At 62.5% G+C, this 19726-nt stretch carries 22 protein-coding genes and 1 pseudogene; 16 read left to right on the top strand and 7 right to left on the bottom strand.

Going from position 1 to position 19726, the window contains the following annotated elements:
- The first annotated feature begins 105 nt into the window (after positions 1–105).
- From lgt to NKI47_RS00995, 6 genes are all read left to right on the top strand, one after another.
- Complete coding sequence (gene lgt, locus NKI47_RS01020; protein WP_352450498.1) at positions 106–957, top strand: prolipoprotein diacylglyceryl transferase; 852 nt, start codon at positions 106–108, stop codon at positions 955–957.
- Positions 954–2042 (top strand): class I SAM-dependent methyltransferase, encoded by a 1089-nt coding sequence (locus NKI47_RS01015; RefSeq protein ID WP_352586786.1) that lies wholly within the window; start codon positions 954–956, stop codon positions 2040–2042. Before lgt ends, NKI47_RS01015 begins: the two co-directional genes overlap by 4 nt.
- A gap of 70 nt (positions 2043–2112) precedes the next feature.
- Positions 2113–2985, top strand: coding sequence for a peptidoglycan editing factor PgeF (gene pgeF / locus NKI47_RS01010; RefSeq protein ID WP_352586942.1), 873 nt, complete (start codon positions 2113–2115; stop codon positions 2983–2985).
- Entirely contained in the window at positions 2985–4136 is a 1152-nt protein-coding gene (locus tag NKI47_RS01005) for a M24 family metallopeptidase (RefSeq protein ID WP_352586784.1), read from the top strand. Before pgeF ends, NKI47_RS01005 begins: the two co-directional genes overlap by 1 nt.
- Positions 4137–4190: 54 nt before the next feature.
- Positions 4191–4811, top strand: a complete 621-nt coding sequence (locus NKI47_RS01000; protein ID WP_352586782.1) for a hypothetical protein — start codon at positions 4191–4193, stop codon at positions 4809–4811.
- Between the two features lie 253 nt (positions 4812–5064).
- Positions 5065–6000 (top strand): ribose-phosphate pyrophosphokinase, encoded by a 936-nt coding sequence (locus tag NKI47_RS00995; protein WP_023678427.1) that lies wholly within the window; start codon positions 5065–5067, stop codon positions 5998–6000.
- Positions 6001–6097: 97 nt separating this feature from the next.
- Here the strand turns inward: NKI47_RS00995 and NKI47_RS00990 are convergent, their stop codons facing one another.
- Positions 6098–6979, bottom strand: a complete 882-nt coding sequence (locus NKI47_RS00990; RefSeq protein ID WP_023678428.1) for an AraC family transcriptional regulator — start codon at positions 6977–6979, stop codon at positions 6098–6100.
- A gap of 128 nt (positions 6980–7107) precedes the next feature.
- Between NKI47_RS00990 and NKI47_RS00985 the strand changes: the two genes are divergently transcribed.
- A complete protein-coding gene (locus NKI47_RS00985; RefSeq protein ID WP_352586780.1) occupies positions 7108–8352 on the top strand; it encodes an MFS transporter in 1245 nt (414 codons plus the stop codon).
- A 205-nt stretch (positions 8353–8557) separates the two neighbouring features.
- Entirely contained in the window at positions 8558–9307 is a 750-nt protein-coding gene (locus NKI47_RS00980; RefSeq protein WP_352586778.1) for an SDR family oxidoreductase, read from the top strand.
- 65 nt (positions 9308–9372) lie between these two features.
- Here the strand turns inward: NKI47_RS00980 and NKI47_RS00975 are convergent.
- Positions 9373–9468 (bottom strand): annotated as a pseudogene (locus NKI47_RS00975) (alpha/beta fold hydrolase); the annotation flags it as partial.
- A gap of 224 nt (positions 9469–9692) precedes the next feature.
- Here NKI47_RS00975 and NKI47_RS00970 point away from each other — a divergent pair.
- The 7 genes from NKI47_RS00970 to NKI47_RS00940 all read left to right on the top strand — a co-directional run bounded on the left by NKI47_RS00970 (position 9693) and on the right by NKI47_RS00940 (position 15089).
- Positions 9693–10337 (top strand): 50S ribosomal protein L25/general stress protein Ctc, encoded by a 645-nt coding sequence (locus NKI47_RS00970; protein WP_352469743.1) that lies wholly within the window; start codon positions 9693–9695, stop codon positions 10335–10337.
- Positions 10338–10360: 23 nt separating this feature from the next.
- Entirely contained in the window at positions 10361–11086 is a 726-nt protein-coding gene (pth, locus tag NKI47_RS00965) for an aminoacyl-tRNA hydrolase (RefSeq protein ID WP_352568009.1), read from the top strand.
- A 3-nt stretch (positions 11087–11089) separates the two neighbouring features.
- Positions 11090–11653: a hypothetical protein gene (locus NKI47_RS00960; protein ID WP_352568010.1), complete on the top strand. Its 564-nt coding sequence runs from the start codon at positions 11090–11092 to the stop codon at positions 11651–11653.
- A 77-nt stretch (positions 11654–11730) separates the two neighbouring features.
- Positions 11731–12834, top strand: a complete 1104-nt coding sequence (gene ychF / locus NKI47_RS00955; protein ID WP_352586775.1) for a redox-regulated ATPase YchF — start codon at positions 11731–11733, stop codon at positions 12832–12834.
- 217 nt (positions 12835–13051) lie between these two features.
- A complete protein-coding gene (gene corA / locus NKI47_RS00950; protein ID WP_352508136.1) occupies positions 13052–14026 on the top strand; it encodes a magnesium/cobalt transporter CorA in 975 nt (324 codons plus the stop codon).
- A gap of 134 nt (positions 14027–14160) precedes the next feature.
- The gene (locus NKI47_RS00945; RefSeq protein WP_352575772.1) at positions 14161–14622 is read left to right on the top strand and encodes a MaoC family dehydratase; all 462 of its coding nucleotides are present in this window, start codon (positions 14161–14163) and stop codon (positions 14620–14622) included.
- Complete coding sequence (locus NKI47_RS00940) at positions 14619–15089, top strand: MaoC family dehydratase (protein WP_352586772.1); 471 nt, start codon at positions 14619–14621, stop codon at positions 15087–15089. Before NKI47_RS00945 ends, NKI47_RS00940 begins: the two co-directional genes overlap by 4 nt.
- A 43-nt stretch (positions 15090–15132) precedes the next feature.
- Here the strand turns inward: NKI47_RS00940 and NKI47_RS00935 are convergent, their stop codons facing one another.
- The 4 genes from NKI47_RS00935 to petA all read right to left on the bottom strand — a co-directional run bounded on the left by NKI47_RS00935 (position 15133) and on the right by petA (position 18731).
- Entirely contained in the window at positions 15133–15678 is a 546-nt protein-coding gene (locus tag NKI47_RS00935; protein ID WP_023679476.1) for an adenine phosphoribosyltransferase, read from the bottom strand.
- 213 nt (positions 15679–15891) lie between these two features.
- Positions 15892–16764 (bottom strand): cytochrome c1, encoded by an 873-nt coding sequence (locus NKI47_RS00930; RefSeq protein ID WP_352586770.1) that lies wholly within the window; start codon positions 16762–16764, stop codon positions 15892–15894.
- A gap of 88 nt (positions 16765–16852) precedes the next feature.
- Complete coding sequence (locus NKI47_RS00925) at positions 16853–18154, bottom strand: cytochrome b (protein WP_352586768.1); 1302 nt, start codon at positions 18152–18154, stop codon at positions 16853–16855.
- Between the two features lie 16 nt (positions 18155–18170).
- The gene (gene petA / locus NKI47_RS00920) at positions 18171–18731 is read right to left on the bottom strand and encodes a ubiquinol-cytochrome c reductase iron-sulfur subunit (RefSeq protein ID WP_023719206.1); all 561 of its coding nucleotides are present in this window, start codon (positions 18729–18731) and stop codon (positions 18171–18173) included.
- Between the two features lie 281 nt (positions 18732–19012).
- Here petA and NKI47_RS00915 point away from each other — a divergent pair, with 281 nt between their 5' ends.
- Positions 19013–19369 carry a cupin domain-containing protein gene (locus tag NKI47_RS00915; RefSeq protein ID WP_352586766.1) on the top strand — a complete coding sequence of 119 codons (357 nt, stop codon included), beginning with the start codon at positions 19013–19015 and terminating at the stop codon, positions 19367–19369.
- 27 nt (positions 19370–19396) lie between these two features.
- Here NKI47_RS00915 and NKI47_RS00910 read toward each other — a convergent pair whose 3' ends face one another.
- Positions 19397–19711 carry a DUF6665 family protein gene (locus tag NKI47_RS00910; RefSeq protein WP_352586764.1) on the bottom strand — a complete coding sequence of 105 codons (315 nt, stop codon included), beginning with the start codon at positions 19709–19711 and terminating at the stop codon, positions 19397–19399.
- Positions 19712–19726 lie beyond the last annotated feature (15 nt).

Genomic DNA, 19726 nt, shown 5'->3' with positions numbered 1-19726 from the left:
CGTAGTGGCGCGCGATTCGGAATGCAAGCATATGCTTGCCTTGACCGCGCCAAAAGCCTGCCGCATGGTCCGCGCCCGAACCTGATTGGGAACCCGGAGACCCTGTTGAGCGAATATTTGCTGCCGCTGGCCGCCCTGCCCTTTCCCAACATCGACCCGGTCATCGTCCGGATCGGACCGCTGGCGGTGCATTGGTACGGCGTCGGCTACATCGTCGGCATTCTGTTCGCCTGGTGGTATGCCAAGCGCCTCGTCACCAACCCAAAACTGTGGCCCGACGGCACCCTGCCGATGAAGCCCGTCGACCTCGATGACTTCATCGTCTGGGCAGCCATCGGTGTGGTGCTCGGCGGACGCACCGGCTACGTGCTGTTCTACGACCTGCCGCGCTACATTGCCAATCCGCTCGATATCGTCGCCGTCTGGCAGGGCGGGATGTCGTTTCATGGCGGCCTGATCGGCGTCATTCTCGCAATGACGCTGTTTTCCCGGTCTCGTGGCATCCGCACATGGTCGCTGTTCGACGTGGTTGCCGCCGGCGTGCCGGTGGGGCTTGGCCTCGTTCGCCTGGCAAACTTCATCAATTCCGAACTATGGGGCCGGCCGACCGACGTTCCATGGGCATTCGAATTCCCCAATGGCGGCCCATTTGCACGCCATCCGAGCCAGATCTACGAGGCGCTGCTCGAAGGGCTGGTGTTGTTCCTTGTCCTGCGCTTCCTCACCCATTCGCGGCTCAAGCTGAAGGCGCCGCGCTTCGTCGGCGGCGCCTTCATCGCCGGCTATGGCGCCTCGCGCATCTTCGTCGAATTCTTTCGCGAGCCCGACCAGCAGCTTGGCTACCTCCTTGGCACGAGCTGGCTGACCATGGGAATGGTGCTGTCACTGCCGATGGTGCTGGCCGGCATCTGGGCGATGGCTACAGCCAAGCCGGTGACAAAACCGCAGCCGGCATGACGCGGCTGAAGACCCGCATCGCCGAGCTGATCGGTGCCGTGGGACCGATCCCCATCAGCGAATACATGGCGCTCTGCCTGTTCGATCCGCAGGACGGCTATTATACGACACGTGAGCCGTTCGGCGCCGCCGGCGACTTCGTCACCGCGCCGGAGGTCAGCCAGATGTTTGGCGAGCTGGTCGCCATCTGGCTCTATCAGGCGTGGCTGGCGATCCACCGGCCGACGCCGGTCGCCATCGCCGAAATAGGCCCCGGCCGCGGCACGCTGATGAGAGATATGCTGCGCACGCTTTCGCGGCTCGATCCGACGCTTACCGCCAGCGCATCGTTCGCCTTGATCGAGACCAGTCTGCGGTTGACCGAGGTCCAGAAACGAACGCTTGCCGGGACGTCGGCCACCATCGCCTGGCATGAGGCCGTCGACACACTACCGCAGGGGCCGCTTCTGATTGTTGGTAACGAGCTGTTTGACGCGGTGCCCATCCGCCAGTTCGTCCGCGCTGGGGCCGGCTGGCGCGAGCGGATGATCGGTCTCGACGATGCGAACCGGCTGCGCTTTTTCGTCGGCGCTGGCTCGCTTGACCCGATGCTGCGGCCGGAGGGTGCCGAGAATGCGCCGCAAGGTGCCATCGTCGAGGTGGCGCCAGCCCGCGCCGCCCTGATGGCGGCCATCGCCGGGCGACTTGCCGGATTTGGCGGCGCCGGCCTGTTTCTCGACTATGGTCACCTCCAGCCCGGGATCGGCGACACCTTGCAGGCCTTGCGCAAGCATGGTCATGAGGACGTGCTGGCCAATCCGGGGCAGGCCGATCTCACAGCCCATGTCGATTTCGCTGCCCTCGCGGCAACCGTTCGGGCACACAGCCTCGATGCCCACCTCTCAACGCAAGGTGAATTCCTGCTCAAGATGGGGCTTCTCGAACGAGCTGGCCGGCTCGGCGCCAATGCCGATGAGGCAGCTCGCGAAAAGATCGCGGCCGACGTCGAGCGCCTGGCCGGCCCGCTGGCCATGGGCGAACTCTTCAAGGTGCTTGCCGTCCTCCCCGCCGGCATTGCCGTTCCGCCGTTTCCAAGCACGGATTGACTTTTCGCTGCCGCCTCTCTCACTCTCCCGTCTCCGACTAGCGCCCGACATCAACTGCGCCAGCCTTCAACTGACCAGCCTTCAACTGACCAGCCTTCAACTGCGCCCCTTCAACTCGCTTGACGAAATCACCCATACGGACAACAAAGCCGCCATGCTGAATCAGACCAAACCGGATCCCGTTCGGTCGCCCTTGCTGGAAACGGCGCAAGGCATCCGCTACGGCTACTTCACGCGAGTCGGCGGCATTTCCAGCGGCATCTACCGGGGCCTCAACATCGGCACCGGCTCGAACGACGACCAGACGCTGGTGCGCGAGAATCGCCGCCGGGTCGCCGAATGGATGGGCGTGCCTGCAAACCATCTGCTGACCGCTCACCAGGTTCATTCGCCGGACGTCGTCATTGCCAGGGAGCCTTTTGCCGGCGAGCGGCCCAAGGCCGACGCCATTGTCACCGACCGGCCGGGCATTGCCGTCGGTGCCTCGACCGCCGACTGCGGACCGGTCCTCTTCGCCGACGCCGAGGCGCGCATTATCGGCGCCGCCCATGCCGGCTGGAAAGGCGCTTTCACCGGAGTGCTGGAAAACACCATCGCGGCAATGGAAAGCCTCGGCGCCCGGCGCGACCGCATCGTCGCAGTGCTCGGTCCTTCGATCGGCCCACGGAATTACGAAGTCGGACCGGAATTCGTCGCCCGTTTCGTCGACGCCGATGCCGGCAATGCTCGCTATTTCGCGCCCTCCGCAAATGCCGGACACGCGATGTTCGATCTCAACCGCTACACGGTCGACCGGCTGACCAAGGGCGGCGTCAACGCCGAAGGACTTGGCCGCTGCACCTATGCCGAGGAAGAGCTTTTCTACTCCTATCGGCGCAGCACGCATCGCAACGAGCCCGACTACGGGCGGCAGGTTTCGGCAATCGTTTTGGAGGCTGACTGATGGCGCTGCATTTCGAACGCTCGGAATTCGACGCGCGGCGCGATCGACTGATGATCGAGATCGCCGAAAAGAAGCTCGACGCCGTCCTGCTGTTTGCCCAGGAAAGCATGTATTGGCTAACCGGCTACGACACCTTCGGCTTCTGCTTTTTCCAGTGCCTGGTGGTCAAGGCCAACGGCTCGATGGTGCTGCTGACGCGTTCGGCCGACTTGCGCCAGGCGCGCCACACCTCGATCATCGACAACATCGTTTTGTGGACGGACCGCAACGGCGCCAATCCGGCGGTAGATCTGCGCAATCTGCTCAACGAGCTTGACCTGCTCGGCGCCCGGATCGGCGTCGAATACGACACCCACGGCCTGACCGCCTATAATGGCCGGCGCCTCGACGAGCAGTTGCAGACCTTCGGGCAGATCGCGGATGCCTCCGGCATTGTCAGCCGGCTACGGCTGTTCAAGAGCCCGGCAGAAATCGCCAAGGCGGAAAAAGCCGCAAATCTGGCCGACGACGCGCTGGACGCAGCACTGCCGCTGATCAAGCAGGGCGGCGATGAGGCGCTGATCCTCGCCGCCATGCAAGGTGCGATCTTTGCCGGCGGCGGCGATTATCCGGCCAACGAGTTCATCATCGGCTCCGGAGTCGACGCCCTGCTTTGCCGCTACAAGGCCGGTCGCCGCAAGCTCACCAAGAACGACCAGCTGACGCTCGAATGGGCCGGTGTCTTCCACCACTACCATGCGGCAATGATGCGCACGGTGTTGACCGGCAAGGTATCGAAACGCCACCAGGAATTGTTCGATGCCGCCCGCGCCGCGCTACTTGCAGTCGAGAAGGCGATGACGCCCGGTAATACGTTCGGCGACGTGTTCGACGCCCATGCCCGCACCCTCGAAGCCCACAATTTGACCAAGCACCGGCTCAATGCCTGCGGCTATTCGCTCGGCGCCCGCTTCACCCCGTCCTGGATGGATATGCCGATGTTCTATCAGGGTAATCCCGAACCGATTGCGCCGAACATGACGCTGTTCGCCCATATGATCATCATGGACTCCGAAACCGAAACCGCGATGACGCTTGGCCGCACCTATCTGACCACCGAATCCCAGCCGAAGCCGCTGTCCCGCCATGATCTCGACTTGATCGTGCAGTGAATCCATAATGGAAAGAGTGTGAGGGGCGTTCGTCGCCAAGGAGTTTTCAGGCTAATGAGACGATCGCATGTGACGACCGTGTCATTGCTCGTGGCGCTGGCACTGGCGGCCTGCACCAATGCGAAGGACGTTCTCGAACCCTCGGCCATTGCCCCGCAATCGACGCAATCGCTCTCCGGAGCCGGAGGTGCCGCAACGCCCCCCGCAACTCCGGCTCAGCCTGCCGGCACCGCGCAAACCGCAGATACAGCGCAGCCTTCCGCTGCAGCAGCCGTGCCGCCCGCCAAAAGCGCGGCTGCCATTGCGCGGACCCGGCTGCAGGTGGCGCCGATCGTCGGCGCCTCAGTAGAAGCCGCGACACCGCTGACCGCCGAGCTTCAGACACGCGCCAGGCAGCGCGGCATCACCTTGGCCGGCAGCACCGACCAGACCCCTACGCATGTGCTCAAGGGCTATTTCTCGACCATGACGGAAGGCAAGGACACCACCGTCATCTACGTCTGGGACATCTATGACCCGGCCGGCAACCGGCTGCATCGCATCAACGGCCAACAGAAGGCGCCCTCTGTTGGCGGCGGCGAAGGCTGGGCGGCGGTCGAGCCGGCGACCATGCAGGCAATTGCCGACCAGGCAATCGACCAGTTCGCCACCTGGCTTGGCGGCGGCGCCGGCTGACCTGGAGCGTGATTCCGAAAAGTGGAATCCGGTTTTCGGAAAAGAGCATGCTCAGACTGAAAGTTAGAAGCTATCCCGATTCCGTCGGCATGGAACTGGCTCTATCGCCGCATGCTCAAGCCGTAAGCGTTTATTGAGATTAGCCGGCGGATTCCCATTCACGACGCTTGCAATACCGGCGCGGGCCGCTAAAAGCCCGACTAAGAGGCTGGAGTGCTATCGGAGTCTCTCAATCCTTCGCCAGGAACGGTGCATGAAGCTCTTCGCGGGCAATTCCAACAGGGTGCTGGCCGAATCAGTCGCCCGCTACCTCAACATTCCGCTGGGCAAGGCCAGCGTCAGGCGCTTCGCCGATCAGGAAATCTTCGTCGAGATCCAGGAGAATGTGCGCGGCGAGGACGTCTTCATCCTGCAGTCCACCTCGTTCCCGACCAACGATCATCTGATGGAACTGCTCATCATGATCGACGCCTTCATGCGCTCTTCGGCCAAGCGCATCACTGCGGTTATTCCTTATTTCGGCTATGCCAGGCAGGATCGCCGTGCCTCGGGCCGCACACCGATCTCGGCCAAGCTGGTCGCCAACATGATCACGAGGGCGGGCGTCAACCGGGTGCTGACCCTGGATCTCCATGCCGGCCAGATTCAAGGCTTCTTCGACATCCCGACCGACAATCTGTTTTCCGTGCCGGTCATGGCCCGCGACGTAAAAGCGAAATACAAGCAGCTTGCCAATGTCATGGTGGTGTCGCCGGATGTCGGCGGCGTGGTCCGCGCCCGCGCGCTCGCCAAGCGCATCGACGCCCAGCTTGCCATCGTCGACAAGCGCCGCGAGCGCCCCGGCGAATCGGAAGTCATGAACGTCATCGGTGACGTGCGCGGCAAGGATTGCCTGTTGATCGACGACATCATCGATTCGGGCGGCACGCTGTGCAATGCGGCCGATGCGCTGCTTGCCGACGGCGCCACCAGTGTCACCGCCTATACTACCCATGGCGTTTTGTCCGGCGGCGCCATCGCCCGCATCGGCGCCTCGAAACTGCAGGAACTGGTCATCACCGATTCCATCCAGCCGACCCAGGCAGTGCTGGACGCCGCCAATATCCGCGTCATCTCCATCGCCGAATTGATGGGCGAGGCGATCTCGCGCACGGCGACCGAGGAATCGGTGTCGAGCCTGTTCGATTGATGCGTGTCGCGCAAAGTGCAGCGGTTTTGCGATAACGACATGCATAAAATCAAGAACCCAAAGCGCCTCGCATGAGGCCGGTCGAACGCGACGCCCTTCAGGGCTGCGACTCAGGCCGAGCCGGACCGCTTATTCGTCGCACACCTTCGCCAGCATCACGGGCGCCCCGCATGTAACCGCGTGGCGAGGCTCCCAGCATGCGCTTGAACATGGTGATGAACGCCGGCACGCTGTCATAGCCGAGATCGAGCGCCACCCTCGTGATCGGCTCGCCGTCGGCCAGCCGTGGCAGCGCCGCGAACAGACAGGCCTGCTGACGCCAGGTCGACAGCGACAATCCGGTCTGGCGGTGGAACGCGCGGGTGAAAGAGCGGCGGCTCATGCCGACGATAGCGGCCCACTCGTCGATCGTCGCATGCGGTGACGGTGCCGAGACGAAGCGCCGGCACAGCGTCGCCAGCCTTGCATCGGACGGGAACGGAAGGCCGAGCGGCCGTTCCGGCAGGTTCGGGATTTCGTGCAGCAGGAGCTTCATGATCAGCCCGCCCCGCCCCTCCAGCTCGGCGCCTTGCGGCAGCTTTTCCGATTCCACGATCAGGCTGTGCATCAGGTCGGTGATGCCGACGACACGCAACCCGTCCGGCAGGCCGGGAATGGCCTCCGGCATCACATAGACGGACCGCATGCTGACGTCGCCCAGCATCTCGACGGAATGTTCGGTGCCGGCGGGGATCCACATCGCGTGGTCCGGAGGCACCATCCAGCGCCCATGCCGCGTCGTCACCAGCACGACACCGACCAGCGCGTGCAGCAACTGGCTGCGGCTATGATGGTGCCGTGGCACATGGTAGCCGTCCGGATATTCGGTCGGCAGCGCCACTGCCGGCCCTACGGCCTGCTCCAGCCATTGCCAGCGACGCTCATGCAACAGCCCGAGATCGGTGTCGCCCGCTCTGAACATTTCCCTGCCATGCGGCATCAGCTATGGCCCACTTGCGAAACTATTGGACCAAACCACGAAAGAAGTCGCGTGACAAGCAACGTATAAGGCTGCGGCCTATAAGACCGCCTGCGGAAGCGCCCGCTAAAAAGACCACGGAGCCTGCCTTGACCGATACCACAGCAACCGCCGACGCCAAGCCGGCAGCGGCCAGCCACATTTCAGCTCAGGCGACGGCCTTCACCGTCATCCTGGCGGTGAGCTTCTGCCATTGCATCAACGACATCATGCAGTCGCTGCTGTCGGCGATCTATCCGCTGCTGAAGGACAATTACGGTCTCGATTTCTGGCAGATCGGCCTTTTGACTTTCACCTTCCAGGTGACGGCATCCTTGCTGCAGCCGGTGATCGGCATGATTACCGACAAGCGGCCGATGCCTTATTCGCTGCCCTACGGCATGGCTTCTTCGCTGATCGGGCTGGTCGTGCTGGCCTATGCCGGACATTACTCGCTGCTCCTCATCGGCGCCTCGCTGATCGGCATCGGCTCGGCGATCTTCCACCCGGAATCCTCGCGCATCGCCCGCTTCGCCTCTGGTGGCAGGTTCGGTCTGGCACAGTCGCTGTTCCAGGTCGGCGGCAATTTCGGCCAGGCCATGGGTCCGCTGCTGGCAGCTTTCATCGTCGTGCCCTTCGGCCAGACCAGCATCGCCTGGTTTGCCGGCGGCTCGCTGATCGGCATCATCGTGCTGTGGCAGGTTGGCGGCTGGTACAGCCGCCTGCGCGCCGCACAGGGCACCCGCAAGGGGGCAGGCTTCGTCTCGCCTTTCCCGCGCCGCAAGGTCCTGGGCGCGCTGGCGATGCTGACCTTGCTGGTATTGACCAAGAACGCCTACATCGCCAGCCTGTCCAGCTACTACACCTTCTATGCCATCCATAAATTCGGCGTTTCGGTGCAGATGTCGCAAGTCATGCTGTTCCTGTTCCTCGGCGCCTCGGCCCTGGGCATCCTGCTCGGCGGCCCGTTCGGCGACCGCTACGGACAGAAGGCGATGATCTGGTTCTCGATCGTCGGCGTGCTGCCCTTCACCCTGGCCCTGCCCTACGCCAATTTCGAGTGGACAATGGTTCTCACCGTGCTGATCGGCCTGATCCTGTCCTCGGCCTTCTCGAACATCGTCGTCTTCGCGCAGGAACTGGTGCCCGGCCGCGTCGGCATGATCGCCGGCATCTTCTTCGGCTTCGCCTTCGGCATGGGCGGCATCGCCGCCGCCGTGCTTGGTGTCGTCGCCGACATGAAGGGCATCGATTTCGTCTTCCAGGTCTGCTCCTATTTGCCGCTACTCGGGCTGCTGACGGTCCTCCTGCCTAACATGAAGGAAGCGAGGAAGATGGAGGCGGCGGCCAGCTAAAAATCAGTTCATCTTTCGGAATTGATACGAGGGCGCGACAGTTGCCGCGCCCTCGATGATTCTTTCACCATACGCCGGGTGAAAAGCCTGTTAGAGAGGGTCACCCCTGAAGGCAAAATTTTGGTCAGCAACGCCTTCAAGTTGAACATACCGGACTCAACCCTGATGCTGCGCAGCGCTCCGCGCCAGGAAAGGCAATTCGCTTATGTCCAGACTAAAAGGCAAGGCCGCATTGATTACCGGCGGCACCAGCGGCATCGGCCTGGTGACGGCGCGACGTTTCATCGAGGAAGGTGCGCGCGTCGCTATCACCGGAACAAATACGAGCCGTCTCGAGGAGGCGCGCTCCATCCTCGGCAGTGATGTGCTTGTCATTGCCGCCGACGCCGGAGATGCTGCTGCCCAGAACGACATAGCGCGGCGGATCGAGGAAACCTTCGGCAAGCTCGACGCTCTCTTCCTCAATGCCGGTATCGCCGACCTGCGCCCGCTTGGCGACTGGACCGAGGCCGCGTTTGACAGGAGCATCGACGTCGACCTCAAGGGGCCGTACTTCCTGGTCAAGGCGCTCGTTCCGCTGTTTTCGAACCCGTCGTCGATCATCCTCAGCGGCTCGGTCAACGCGCATATGGGAATGGCTGGAACGCACGTCTATGCGCTGGCCAAGGCCGGCATGATTTCGCTCGCCCGGACGCTCTCGGGCGAACTGATAGAACGCGGTATTCGCGCCAATGTGATCAGCCCGGGTCCGATCGACACTCCGCTCAACGACAAACTTGGGCTGGACCCCGAAGCGGCGAAGGCGCGTGCGAAAGCTGTGGTCGGCCTGGTGCCTGCCCGTCGTTTCGGAACCGCCGAGGAAATTGCCAACGCGGTGGTTTTTCTTGCTTCGGACGAATGCCCGTTCATGGTCGGTGCGGAAATGCTGATCGATGGCGGCTTGAGCATCGCCTGACATCGGCACGACCTGACACGAGATCACCCGCAGATGGCGGGTTTTTTGTTACGTTCTGAAAGGCCTTACGCCCTGAAGAAGGCCAGCATGTCGGTGTTTATAACATCGGCATGGGTGGTCGCCATGCTATGGGGGAAACCCTTGTAGACCTGTCGCCTGCCATGACTTGCACCCGTTCCCGCCTTCGGCTATAGAGCCGCCACCCGCGTAGACACCCTTGGAGGCAACGCGGCGGAAGGCTGCCTTCCCTTGTGATCCCGAACAAAGGTCCGCTTGCTTATGCGGCTGCCGGCTTTCGGATATGCAGGCCCGGCGGCTTTCGACGTTTACGGCCCCGGCACGTTGCCGGCCGCGAACGCTCCAGAACAACGCGAAAGGAAATGCCATGAGCCACGATACTTACGAGCTCAAGGCCGAAGCGCGCGAACAGGTCGGTAAGGGGTCCGCCCGTGCAGTTCGCCGCAACGGTAAAGTGCCTGCAGTGATTTACGGCGACAAGCAGCCTCCCCTGGCGATTGCGCTGACCTACAAGGACATCTACTACAAGATCCATGGCGGCGGGTTTCTGACCACGGTCGCCACGATCGATGTCGACGGCAACAAGATCCAGGTTCTGCCCAAGGATTTTCAGCTCGACCCGGTCAAGGATTTCCCTGTCCATGTCGATTTCCTGCGCATCGGCAAGGATACCGAAGTCAACGTCGATGTGCCCGTGCACTTCATCAATGAAGACAAGTCGCCCGGCATCAAGCGCGGCGGCGTGCTCAACATCGTGCGCCACGAGGTCGAGTTCCACTGCCCAGCCAATGCGATCCCGGATTTCATCACCGTCGATCTCACCGGTACCGATATCGGCGATTCCATCCACATTTCGGCCGTCACCTTGCCGGCCGGCGTCAAGCCGGTGATCTCCGACCGCGACTTCACCATCGCGACCATTGCCGGCTCCTCGGCGATGAAGCCGGAGGCTGCGGAAGAGACGACTGAAGCGGCTGCGCCCGAAGCGGCTCCTGCCGCCGAAGAGAAGTAACCCCTTCCCGCCCGGAGGCGACGATGCTTGTCTTTGCAGGCCTCGGCAATCCGGGCGCGAAATACGCCAACAACCGGCACAATGTCGGCTTCATGGCGGCGGACGCGATCGCCCGCCGCCATTCCTTTTCGCCCTGGTCGAAGAAATTCCAGGGTCTGATCGCCGAAGGCACGCTTGCCGGCGAAAAGGTGATCCTGATCAAGCCGCAGACCTTCATGAACCTGTCCGGCCAGTCGGTCGGCGAAGCCTTGCGCTTCTACAAGCTCGGCCCTTCGGCGCTGACTGTCTTTTATGACGAGATCGACCTTGCCGCCGGCAAGGTGCGGGTCAAGGTCGGTGGCGGTTCCGGCGGCCACAACGGCATCCGCTCGCTCGACCAGCACGTCGGCAAGGATTTTCGCCGTGTGCGCATCGGCGTCGGCCATCCCGGCGTCAAGGAAATGGTGCACGGCCATGTGCTTGGCGATTTCGCCAAGGGCGACCGCGAATGGCTGGACGTGCTGCTCGACGCAATCGCCGATGGTGCCGGATTGCTTGCCAAGGGCGACGACAATTCGTTCATGAACCGCGTGACGCTGGCGCTGCGCGACAAGCTCACGCCGACGGACGACGACGATCGCCCGCCGCCCAAGGCGCCAAAGGCGCAAAGCCACGTCCGCCAGGCGCGGCCGCAGCAGCCGGCGGCCAAGCTGCCCGAAACCGGCCCGATGGCGGCCATGCTGAAGAAGCTTTTTGGCGGCAAGGACTGAGCCATGGATCTGGATGACATTCAGGAATTGGTCCGTCTCATCAGACAGAAGTATGTTGATTATTTCGTCGCCGCTGCCGGCGAACTTGCTCGCAACAGCCAAGGATCGCATGCGACCGAAATCAAGTTTTCGAACGTCGATTCCTTCTATCGAAATTTCATCGCGGTTGATTTCGTCAGTAATGACGGACAGCCAAATCCGCAATTCATCAACAGCGATTCCTATGTGAAATTCTCTCCGGATATTCACGCCGGGATGGGTGGAATGGATGTCCTCATCTCACCTTTCAGGTGGGATGAGGCTCATTTTAAATTCCCTATAAATGAGCTCGACGGCGATCTCTTCGACGAATGGTTTCGCGGCTGGTTCGATATCGATGGCGAGCGTGAAACATCAGAGACCGTCGGAAACGTCATTCACAGTGCGCAATTGCTCGACGGGCAACTGACCATCGATTTCGGAACCGCTGAGGTCGACGCGTTCTGGCATCTTCTACAAATACTGAGCAGGTCCGGCGTTCGTTCGTTGGCGATAGGCACCGATGACATCGCGCAGCGTCTGAATTGAATTGCGCCTTGACGATCATCGGCGCTTTCGCCCATAGCCCTGCTCAAATTTCGATTTCCCGATAGGACCAGACAAAAATGGGTTTCAAATGCGGCATCGTTGGCTTGCCCAATGTCGGCAAGTCGACGCTCTTCAATGCGTTGACCAGGACGGCGGCGGCGCAGGCCGCCAATTATCCGTTCTGCACCATCGAACCGAATACCGGCGAGGTGGCGGTGCCCGACCCGCGCCTGCAGAAGATCGCCGCGATCGGCAAGTCGAAGGAGATCATCCCGACCCGCATCTCGTTCGTCGACATTGCCGGCCTGGTGCGTGGCGCCTCCAAAGGCGAAGGGCTTGGCAACCAATTCCTCGCCAACATCCGTGAGGTCGACGCCATCGTCCATGTGCTGCGCTGCTTCGAGGATGACGACGTCACCCATGTCGAGGGCCGCATCGATCCTGTCGCCGATGCCGAGACCGTCGAGACCGAATTGATGCTTGCCGACCTCGACAGCCTCGAGCGCCGTATCGTGCAGATCCGCAAGCGTGCCGCCGGCAAGGACAAGGAAGCAGCGACCGTACTTCCGATGATGGAAGCGGCGCTTGAACTGTTGCAGGCCGGCAAGCCCGCCCGCATCCTGCTCAACGGCATCTCGGCTGAGGATCTGCGCATCCTGCAGGGGCTGAATCTCTTGACCTCACACCCGGTGCTTTACGTCTGCAACGTCGCGGAAGCCGATGCCGCCACCGGCAACGCGCATACCAGGGCGGTCGAGAAGATGGCCGCCGCGCAAGGTGCCCGCACCGTTGTGATTTCCGCGGCGATCGAGGCCGAGGTCGCCCAGCTCTCGGACGAAGAGGAAATGGAATTCCTGGCAACGCTCGGTCTGGACGAACCCGGCCTGAACAAGGTCATCCGCGCCGGCTACGAGCTGCTCCAGCTCATCACCTACTTTACCGTTGGCCCCAAGGAGACACGCGCCTGGACCGTGCACAAGGGCGCCAAGGCGCCGCAGGCGGCAGGCGTCATCCACACCGATTTCGAGCGCGGCTTCATCCGCGCCCAGACCATCGCCTATGACGACCTCGTCAGGCTGGGCGGCGAAGTGGCGGCCAAGGAGGCCGGCAAGGCGCGCGACGAAGGCAAGGAGTATGTCGTCCAGGACGGCGACATCATGCTGTTCAAGTTCAACACCTGACCCGGCGAGGGAGCCCGATGGTCACCATTGCCGTCGCTCGATGACAAACTTCAAAGCAGGGTGTCGCAGTGCCTCTTGCGCTGCTTGACGGGCCATCGTGCGGGGTCTAAGGGGCCTCTGCACCGGCCTCGCGCCTCGCCTGCCCGTGTCCGTGCGATGTGACTGACGCGCCCCCTCCAAACGAACGCTCTTTGGCAACAGCAAGGGAGACCCGGCGATGATCAAGGCCTTCGTCGTCGACAATGATCGCCTGCGCCTGGTCGACGATCTCTTGCAAAACAGCGACACTGTCGTCTGGGTCGACCTCTTCAACCCGACAAAGGAAGAAGAGACTTCAATCGAGACCTGGCTCGGCGTCGCCGTTCCGACCCGCGAAGAGATGGAAGAGATCGAGATCTCGAGCCGTCTCTACGTCGAGGACGGCGCCTACTTCATGACCGCCATTCTGCCTGCGCAGACCGAGGTGAACGATCCGTTGATGTCGCCGGTTACCTTCGTGCTCGCCGGCAGCAGGCTGATCACCGTGCGGTACCACGAACCGAAGGCGTTCAAGACCTTTCCGCTGCGCGCCGAAAAGGTGGCGACCGGTTGCACCAGCGGTGACACCATCCTGATCGGACTGCTGGAGGCGATCGTCGACCGCCTCGCCGACATTCTGGAGCGCGCCGGCCGCGACGTCGAGGCGATCTCGCGCGACATCTTCGAGGCACGCTCGACCAAGGTTTCCAAGCGCAACCGCGACTTCCAGGAGCTGTTGAAAGGCATTGGCCGCAAGGAGGACCTCGCCTCCTCGATCCGCGACAGCCTGATCTCGCTGCAGCGCCTTGCCGGCTTTCTCGCCCATGCCTCCACGCAAAGCAGGATGAGCAAGGACACCCGCGCTCGCATCAAGACCTTGTCGCGCGACGTGCTGTCGCTCGCCGACCACGCCACGTTCCTGTCGCAGAAGATCAGCTTCCTGCTCGACGCGACGCTCGGCATGATCTCGATCGAGCAGAACGCCATCATCAAGATCTTCTCCGTCGCCGCTGTCATCTTCCTGCCGCCGACGCTTGTCGCTTCGATCTACGGCATGAATTTCGACATCATCCCTGAGCTCAAATGGCACTTTGGCTATCCCTTCGCCATCGGCATGATGGTGCTTTCGGCAATCCTGCCCTTCTGGTATTTCCGCCGCCGCGGCTGGCTATAGGGTCGTCAATACCGCGCTGCGGCTTGGGCGCAGCGGGCTGGCGCAATAGAAATTGCTTGACCAAATGCCACGCTGCCTGCATCCGGGACCCGGACCCGTAGCGATCGTACAATCCTGAACAGGATTTCCAGACCATGACCGCAAAGACCTGGGCTTATGAGGATTTTATCGAGGGCGCTTCGCTCGACCTCGGCACCAAGCTGGTAAGTGCCGCCGAAATCATAGAATTCGCCGGTGAATTCGATGCCCAGCCGATGCATCTCGACGAGGCCGCGGGCCAGGCCAGCATTCTCGGCGGGCTGGCGGCTTCGGGCTGGCACACCTGCGCCATGTTCATGCGCATGCTGTGCGATGCCTTCCTGCTCGACTCGACCTCCCAGGGCGCGCCGGGCGTCGACCAGGTCAAATGGAAACGGCCAGTCCTGGCCGGCGACCTGTTGACCGGCAGCACCACCGTCCTTGCCAAGCGACTGTCCAGATCGAAGCCCAGGCTTGGCCTGGTGACCATGCGCAGCGAGTTGTTCAACCAGCGCGGCGAAGGTGTTTTCGAGCTCGAAAACACCGTCATGTTCCTCACCCGCGAGGGCCGTGCGTGAGCCTCGACGAATTCTTCTGCATCGGTATCACCGTCACGCTCGGTTCACATCGATTCGAACCGGAGGCGATCAAGGCGTTCGCCCGCAAATACGACCCGCAGATATTCCATATCGACGAAGAGGCGGCGAGGAACAGCATATTCGGCGGGCTCTGCGCCTCGGGCTGGCACACCGCCGCCACCTGGATGAAATTGAACCTCGAGGCTGGCATAGAGGCAGAGGTCGCCCGCTGGCCCGGTCCTGGGCCGGTGCCGGAATTCGGCCCCTCGCCCGGCTTCAAGAACCTCAAATGGCCCAAACCTGTCTATGCCGGGGAAACCGTGACTTTCACCCGCACCGCGCTGGCCCATCGCCCCATTGCCTCGCGACCGGGCTGGCGGCTGCTGACGCTCTGCTCGGAGGCCTTCGATTCGACCGGCGACAAGGTCATCGAATTCGAAAGTGCCGTGCTGGTGAAGGTGGAATGAGCGGAGTTCTTTCCCTCTCCCACAGGGGAGAAGGAAGAAACGCTCAATGCCCCTCAAACCCGATCAGCGTCCTCACCGGTACGCCGAGCGCCTCTAACCTCTCTCGGCCGCCAAGGTCCGGCAGGTCGATGACGAAGCAGGCGGCGAGGATATCGGCGCCGATCTGCCGCAATAGCTTGACGGCCGCCTCGGCCGTGCCGCCGGTGGCGATCAAATCGTCGACGAGGATTACCTTCTCGCCTGGAGAAACACCGTCCTTGTGCATCTCCATCTCGTCCAGCCCGTATTCCAGGCTGTAGGCGACGCGCACCGTCTCGTAAGGCAACTTGCCCTTCTTGCGGATCGGCACGAAGCCGGCCGAGAGCTGGTGGGCGATGGCGCCGCCGAGGATGAAGCCGCGCGCCTCGATGCCGGCGATCTTGTCGATCTTGAGGCCGGCATAGGGATGCACCAGCTCGTCGATGGCGCGGCGGAAGGCCCGCGCATTGCCGAGCAGCGTGGTGATGTCGCGAAACAGGACCCCCGGCTTGGGATAATCCGGAATGGTGCGGATCGCGGCAAGCAGCGTCTCTTCGAGCGAGGATTTCATCAAGCGGCTCTCCGGGCCTTTCAGATTCGGCTGAAGACGTGAAGGGAATTGGCCAATCGTAACCCGGTGCAGCTAAGTCCGGCTACCGCCATGTGACGCCTGACGGAAAATTGTCCGGCAAAGGGCGTGCTCAGCGACGGCTGCAATGAATCGAAATGCCTGCAATGAAAAGGGCGCCTTTCGACGCCCTCCCGGTCTCGTGTGTTGCAGGGCTCAGTGCGCTACGCCGGCCCACACCTTGCGCTTGGTCAGGTAGACCAGCGCACCGAACAGCAGCAGGAAGGCCAGCACGCGAAAGCCGGTCTTCTTGCGATCCTCGAGGTGTGGCTCGGCCGCCCACATCAGGAAGGCCGACACGTCGCGCGAATACTGGTCGACCGTCTGCGGCGCGCCGTCATCATAGGTTACCTGGCCGTCAGAGAGCGGCTTCGGCATCTTCAGCGACACGCCGGACAGGAAGTACGGATTGTAATGCGTGCCTTCCGGTATGACCATGCCCGCCGGCGGCTGCTGGTCGTAGCCGGTCAGCAGCGAGTGGATGTAGTCGGGACCGCCCTGGGCATATTGCGTGAAGATGTCGAAGACGAAGCGCGGGAAGCCGCGTTCGACGCCGCGCGCCTTGGCCAGCAGCGACATGTCGGGCGGTGCTGCGCCGCCATTGGCCGCCGCCGCCGCTTCCGCATTGGGGAACGGCGCCGGGAAATGGTCGGACGGCTTGCCGGGGCGATCGAACATGTCGCCGGCATCGTTCGGGCCGTCGTGGATCGTGTATTCGGCCGCCAGCGTCTTGATCTGCGCATCCGAATAGCCAAGGCCTTCCAGCGTGCGGAACGCCACCAAATTCATCGAATGACAGGCTGAGCAGACTTCCTTGTAGACCTTCAGCCCGCGCTGCAGCTGGGCCTTGTCGTAGGTGCCGAACGGCCCGGCGAAGCTCCAGTCCATTTCCTTTGGTTCGTGTATCGGGAAATGCGTCGGCGCCGCCTCGTTGTGCGCCTCTTCCTGGGCGCGCGCTCCAGTGCCTGTGGCCCCAATGCCAGCGGCCACAAGGCCAAGCAGCGCCAGCGAGGTGAGAATCTTCTTCATGCAAATCCCCTTGAGATTCTCTGACGCGCTGTCATCGTCTCGAGCATGATCTTGTCCGAAAACCGGTTTCCACTTTTCGGGATCATGCTCAGCCTTTGGTTTCCGGCGCGGCCGTGGCGCCGGCAGGATGTCCACCGCCACCCTTGTTCTTCCCGAGCACCGCCTCGGTAATCGAATTCGGCAGCCGCCGCGGCGTCTCGATCAGCCCAAGTACCGGCAGCGCTACCAGGAAGAAGGCGAAGTAGAACAGCGTCGCCATCTGCGCCATGAACACATAGCTGCCCTCGGCCGGCTGCGAGCCCAGCCAGCCGAGCAGGATGGCGTCGGCCACGAACAGCCAGAAGAACAGCTTGTACCAGGGCCGGTAGACTGCCGAGCGCACCTTCGAGGTGTCGAGCCACGGCACCAGGAACAGCATGACAATCGCGCCGAACATGCAGAGCACGCCGCCGAGCTTGGAGTTGATGGGCCCGATATTGAAGGTGATAGCGCGCAGGATCGCGTAGAACGGCAGGAAGTACCATTCCGGCACAATGTGGGCCGGCGTCTTCAGGGGGTTGGCAACGGTGTAATTGTCCGGATGGCCGAGATAGTTCGGCAGATAAAAGACGAAATAGGCGAAGACGAACAGGAACACGATCATGCCGAACCCATCCTTGATGGTCGCGTAAGGCGTGAAGGCGAGCGTGTCGGTCTTCGATTTGACCTCGATGCCGGTCGGATTGTTCTGGCCGACGACGTGAAGCGCCCAGATGTGCAGCACGACGACGCCGGCGATCATGAACGGCAGCAGGTAATGCAGCGCAAAGAAGCGGTTCAGCGTCGGATTGTCGACCGCGAAGCCGCCGAGCAAAAGTTGCTGGATCCAGTCGCCGACCAGCGGGATCGCCGTGAAGAAGCCGGTGATGACGGTGGCGCCCCAGAAGCTCATCTGGCCCCAGGGCAGCACATAGCCCATGAACCCGGTCGCCATCATCAAGAGGTAGATGATGCAGCCGAGGATCCACAGCAGCTCGCGCGGCGCCTTGTAGGAGCCGTAGTAGAGGCCACGGAAAATATGGATGTAGACGGCGACGAAGAAGAACGACGCGCCGTTCGAATGCAGGTAGCGCAGCAGCCAGCCCGAATTGACGTCGCGCATGATCTTCTCGACCGAATCGAAGGCGAGAGTGCTGTCGGCCGCGTAGTGCATGGCCAGCACGATACCGGTCAGGATCTGCGCCGCCAGCATGAGCGCGAGAATGCCGCCGAAGGTCCAGGCGTAATTCAAATTGCGCGGCACCGGATAGGCGATGAAGCTGTCATAGACCAGCCGCGGCAGCGGCATGCGCGAATCGAACCAGCGTCCGATGCCGGTCTTGGGCGTATAGGTCGAGTGTCCCTCGCTCATGGAAATATCCCTTGCCTCAGCCGATACGGATCTTGGTGTCGGAAATGAACTGGAACACCGGCACCGCCATGTTCTCGGGCGCCGGCCCCTTCCGGATGCGGCCGGCGGTATCGTATACGGAACCGTGGCACGGGCAGAACCAGCCGCCGAAATCGCCTTCCTGGCCGAGCGGGATGCAGCCGAGATGGGTGCAGACCTGGACCATCACCATCCAGGCTTCCTTGCCCGGCGTGGTGCGGTTGGCGTCGGTTGCCGGGGCGTCGGCCGGCAAATTGGCGTTGCGGGCGATTGGATCCTTGAGCTCGGCGAGATTGACCGCCTCGCCGTCCTTCATCTCTTGCTCGGTGCGGTTGCGCACGACCACCGGCTTGCCCCGCCACTTCACAACGAGCGACATTCCTGGCGTCAGCGAAGATACGTCGACCTCAACCGAGGCAAGGGCCAGCGTCGAGGCATCCGGACGCATCTGATCGATGAACGGCCAAGCGACAGCGCCCGCGCCGACCACCGCCGCCATGCCAGTGGCGACGTAGAGAAAATCACGACGGTTGGGATCCTGGGTGTCGGTTGCGCTCACGGGTGCCTGATCCTTTCGCCTTTTCCGTGCCGGCGGCCGAGCCTTGTTCCCCGCTCAATCGCGCCGGCCCGACTGCGCATGGCGAACAGGCTAGCGAATTCCTCCGGCATTTGGGACTTGGGTTTATGCGTGAAGCCTGTTTTTGTCCAGACGGGTGAAGGCACAAGGGCAGATTGTCGCGGGGGCGTAATTCGCACGGCGGAACGATTGGAAAACAGCAGCAAAACCAACTGGCTGCGTTCGCCTCGACAGCTGGCGCTGGCCCGGTTTATCCTCGGCCTATGGCGCATGTCATAGATCGCGACAAATGGGCCGAAGCGCCCGACCGCTGGCCCGACCACTGGCAGGGCGGGCTGCAAGGCGGAGCTTACGGCTCCCGCAGCTGCCTGATCTTCAACTACCTGCCCGAGATCGGCGGCGGCCCCAGGCTGCACAGCCATCCCTATTGCGAGATTTTTATCATCCGGACCGGGACCGGTCTGTTCACCGTCGGCGACCGGCAGATCGAGGCCACAGCCGGCCAGATCCTGGTCGTACCGCCGAACACGCCGCACAAATTCACCAATCTCGGACCAGGCCCGCTGGAAACCACCGACATACACGAGAACGGCAGCTTCATCACCGAGTGGCTGGAATAGCGCCTCCCAAACCGATTTCGGTGCGGATCATGCGCTGGCGCCGAGCCTGGCCAGCACGGCCTTGGGAATATTGTATTCCCGGATCACCGCGTCGTGCTTGCGCAGGCCGCAGAGTTCGCGCTGGATGAAATAGCTGTGCACCGCTTCGGCTGCATCCCTGAGCAGCCGGGCTCGATCGTCGCTGTCGCCATTCTCGCGCAGCCTCGTCAATGTTTCCTCGACGCGCCGGCCGGCGCGGCCGAGCGCGGCCGCCTTCTCGCCGAGGATTTCATGGCCAAGCAGGTCCAACGCGCTCTCCTGCGCGCCGGACCGTCCGAAATTCGATGGCATTCTCACCGCCATGGTCTACTCCGGTTT

It is taken from the genome of Mesorhizobium sp. M0633, from assembly GCF_040320645.1.
GTDB lineage: Bacteria > Pseudomonadota > Alphaproteobacteria > Rhizobiales > Rhizobiaceae > Mesorhizobium.
Note: the sequence above shows the minus strand (reverse complement) of the source record. Positions and strands in the feature narration are given on the sequence as shown.

Coding starts and splice junctions, on each gene's coding strand:
- NKI47_RS00935 (WP_023679476.1), bottom strand. CDS start 15,678: ATGAAATCCTCGCTCGAAGAGACGCTGCTTGCCGCGATCCGCACCATT.
- NKI47_RS00995 (WP_023678427.1), top strand. CDS start 5,065: ATGAAGCTCTTCGCGGGCAATTCCAACAGGGTGCTGGCCGAATCAGTC.
- NKI47_RS01005 (WP_352586784.1), top strand. CDS start 2,985: ATGGCGCTGCATTTCGAACGCTCGGAATTCGACGCGCGGCGCGATCGA.
- NKI47_RS00990 (WP_023678428.1), bottom strand. CDS start 6,979: ATGCCGCATGGCAGGGAAATGTTCAGAGCGGGCGACACCGATCTCGGG.
- pth (WP_352568009.1), top strand. CDS start 10,361: ATGCTTGTCTTTGCAGGCCTCGGCAATCCGGGCGCGAAATACGCCAAC.
- NKI47_RS00910 (WP_352586764.1), bottom strand. CDS start 19,711: ATGGCGGTGAGAATGCCATCGAATTTCGGACGGTCCGGCGCGCAGGAG.
- NKI47_RS00915 (WP_352586766.1), top strand. CDS start 19,013: ATGGCGCATGTCATAGATCGCGACAAATGGGCCGAAGCGCCCGACCGC.
- ychF (WP_352586775.1), top strand. CDS start 11,731: ATGGGTTTCAAATGCGGCATCGTTGGCTTGCCCAATGTCGGCAAGTCG.
- NKI47_RS01015 (WP_352586786.1), top strand. CDS start 954: ATGACGCGGCTGAAGACCCGCATCGCCGAGCTGATCGGTGCCGTGGGA.
- NKI47_RS00970 (WP_352469743.1), top strand. CDS start 9,693: ATGAGCCACGATACTTACGAGCTCAAGGCCGAAGCGCGCGAACAGGTC.
- NKI47_RS00980 (WP_352586778.1), top strand. CDS start 8,558: ATGTCCAGACTAAAAGGCAAGGCCGCATTGATTACCGGCGGCACCAGC.
- NKI47_RS00930 (WP_352586770.1), bottom strand. CDS start 16,764: ATGAAGAAGATTCTCACCTCGCTGGCGCTGCTTGGCCTTGTGGCCGCT.
- corA (WP_352508136.1), top strand. CDS start 13,052: ATGATCAAGGCCTTCGTCGTCGACAATGATCGCCTGCGCCTGGTCGAC.
- NKI47_RS00960 (WP_352568010.1), top strand. CDS start 11,090: ATGGATCTGGATGACATTCAGGAATTGGTCCGTCTCATCAGACAGAAG.
- NKI47_RS00945 (WP_352575772.1), top strand. CDS start 14,161: ATGACCGCAAAGACCTGGGCTTATGAGGATTTTATCGAGGGCGCTTCG.
- NKI47_RS01000 (WP_352586782.1), top strand. CDS start 4,191: ATGAGACGATCGCATGTGACGACCGTGTCATTGCTCGTGGCGCTGGCA.
- NKI47_RS00925 (WP_352586768.1), bottom strand. CDS start 18,154: ATGAGCGAGGGACACTCGACCTATACGCCCAAGACCGGCATCGGACGC.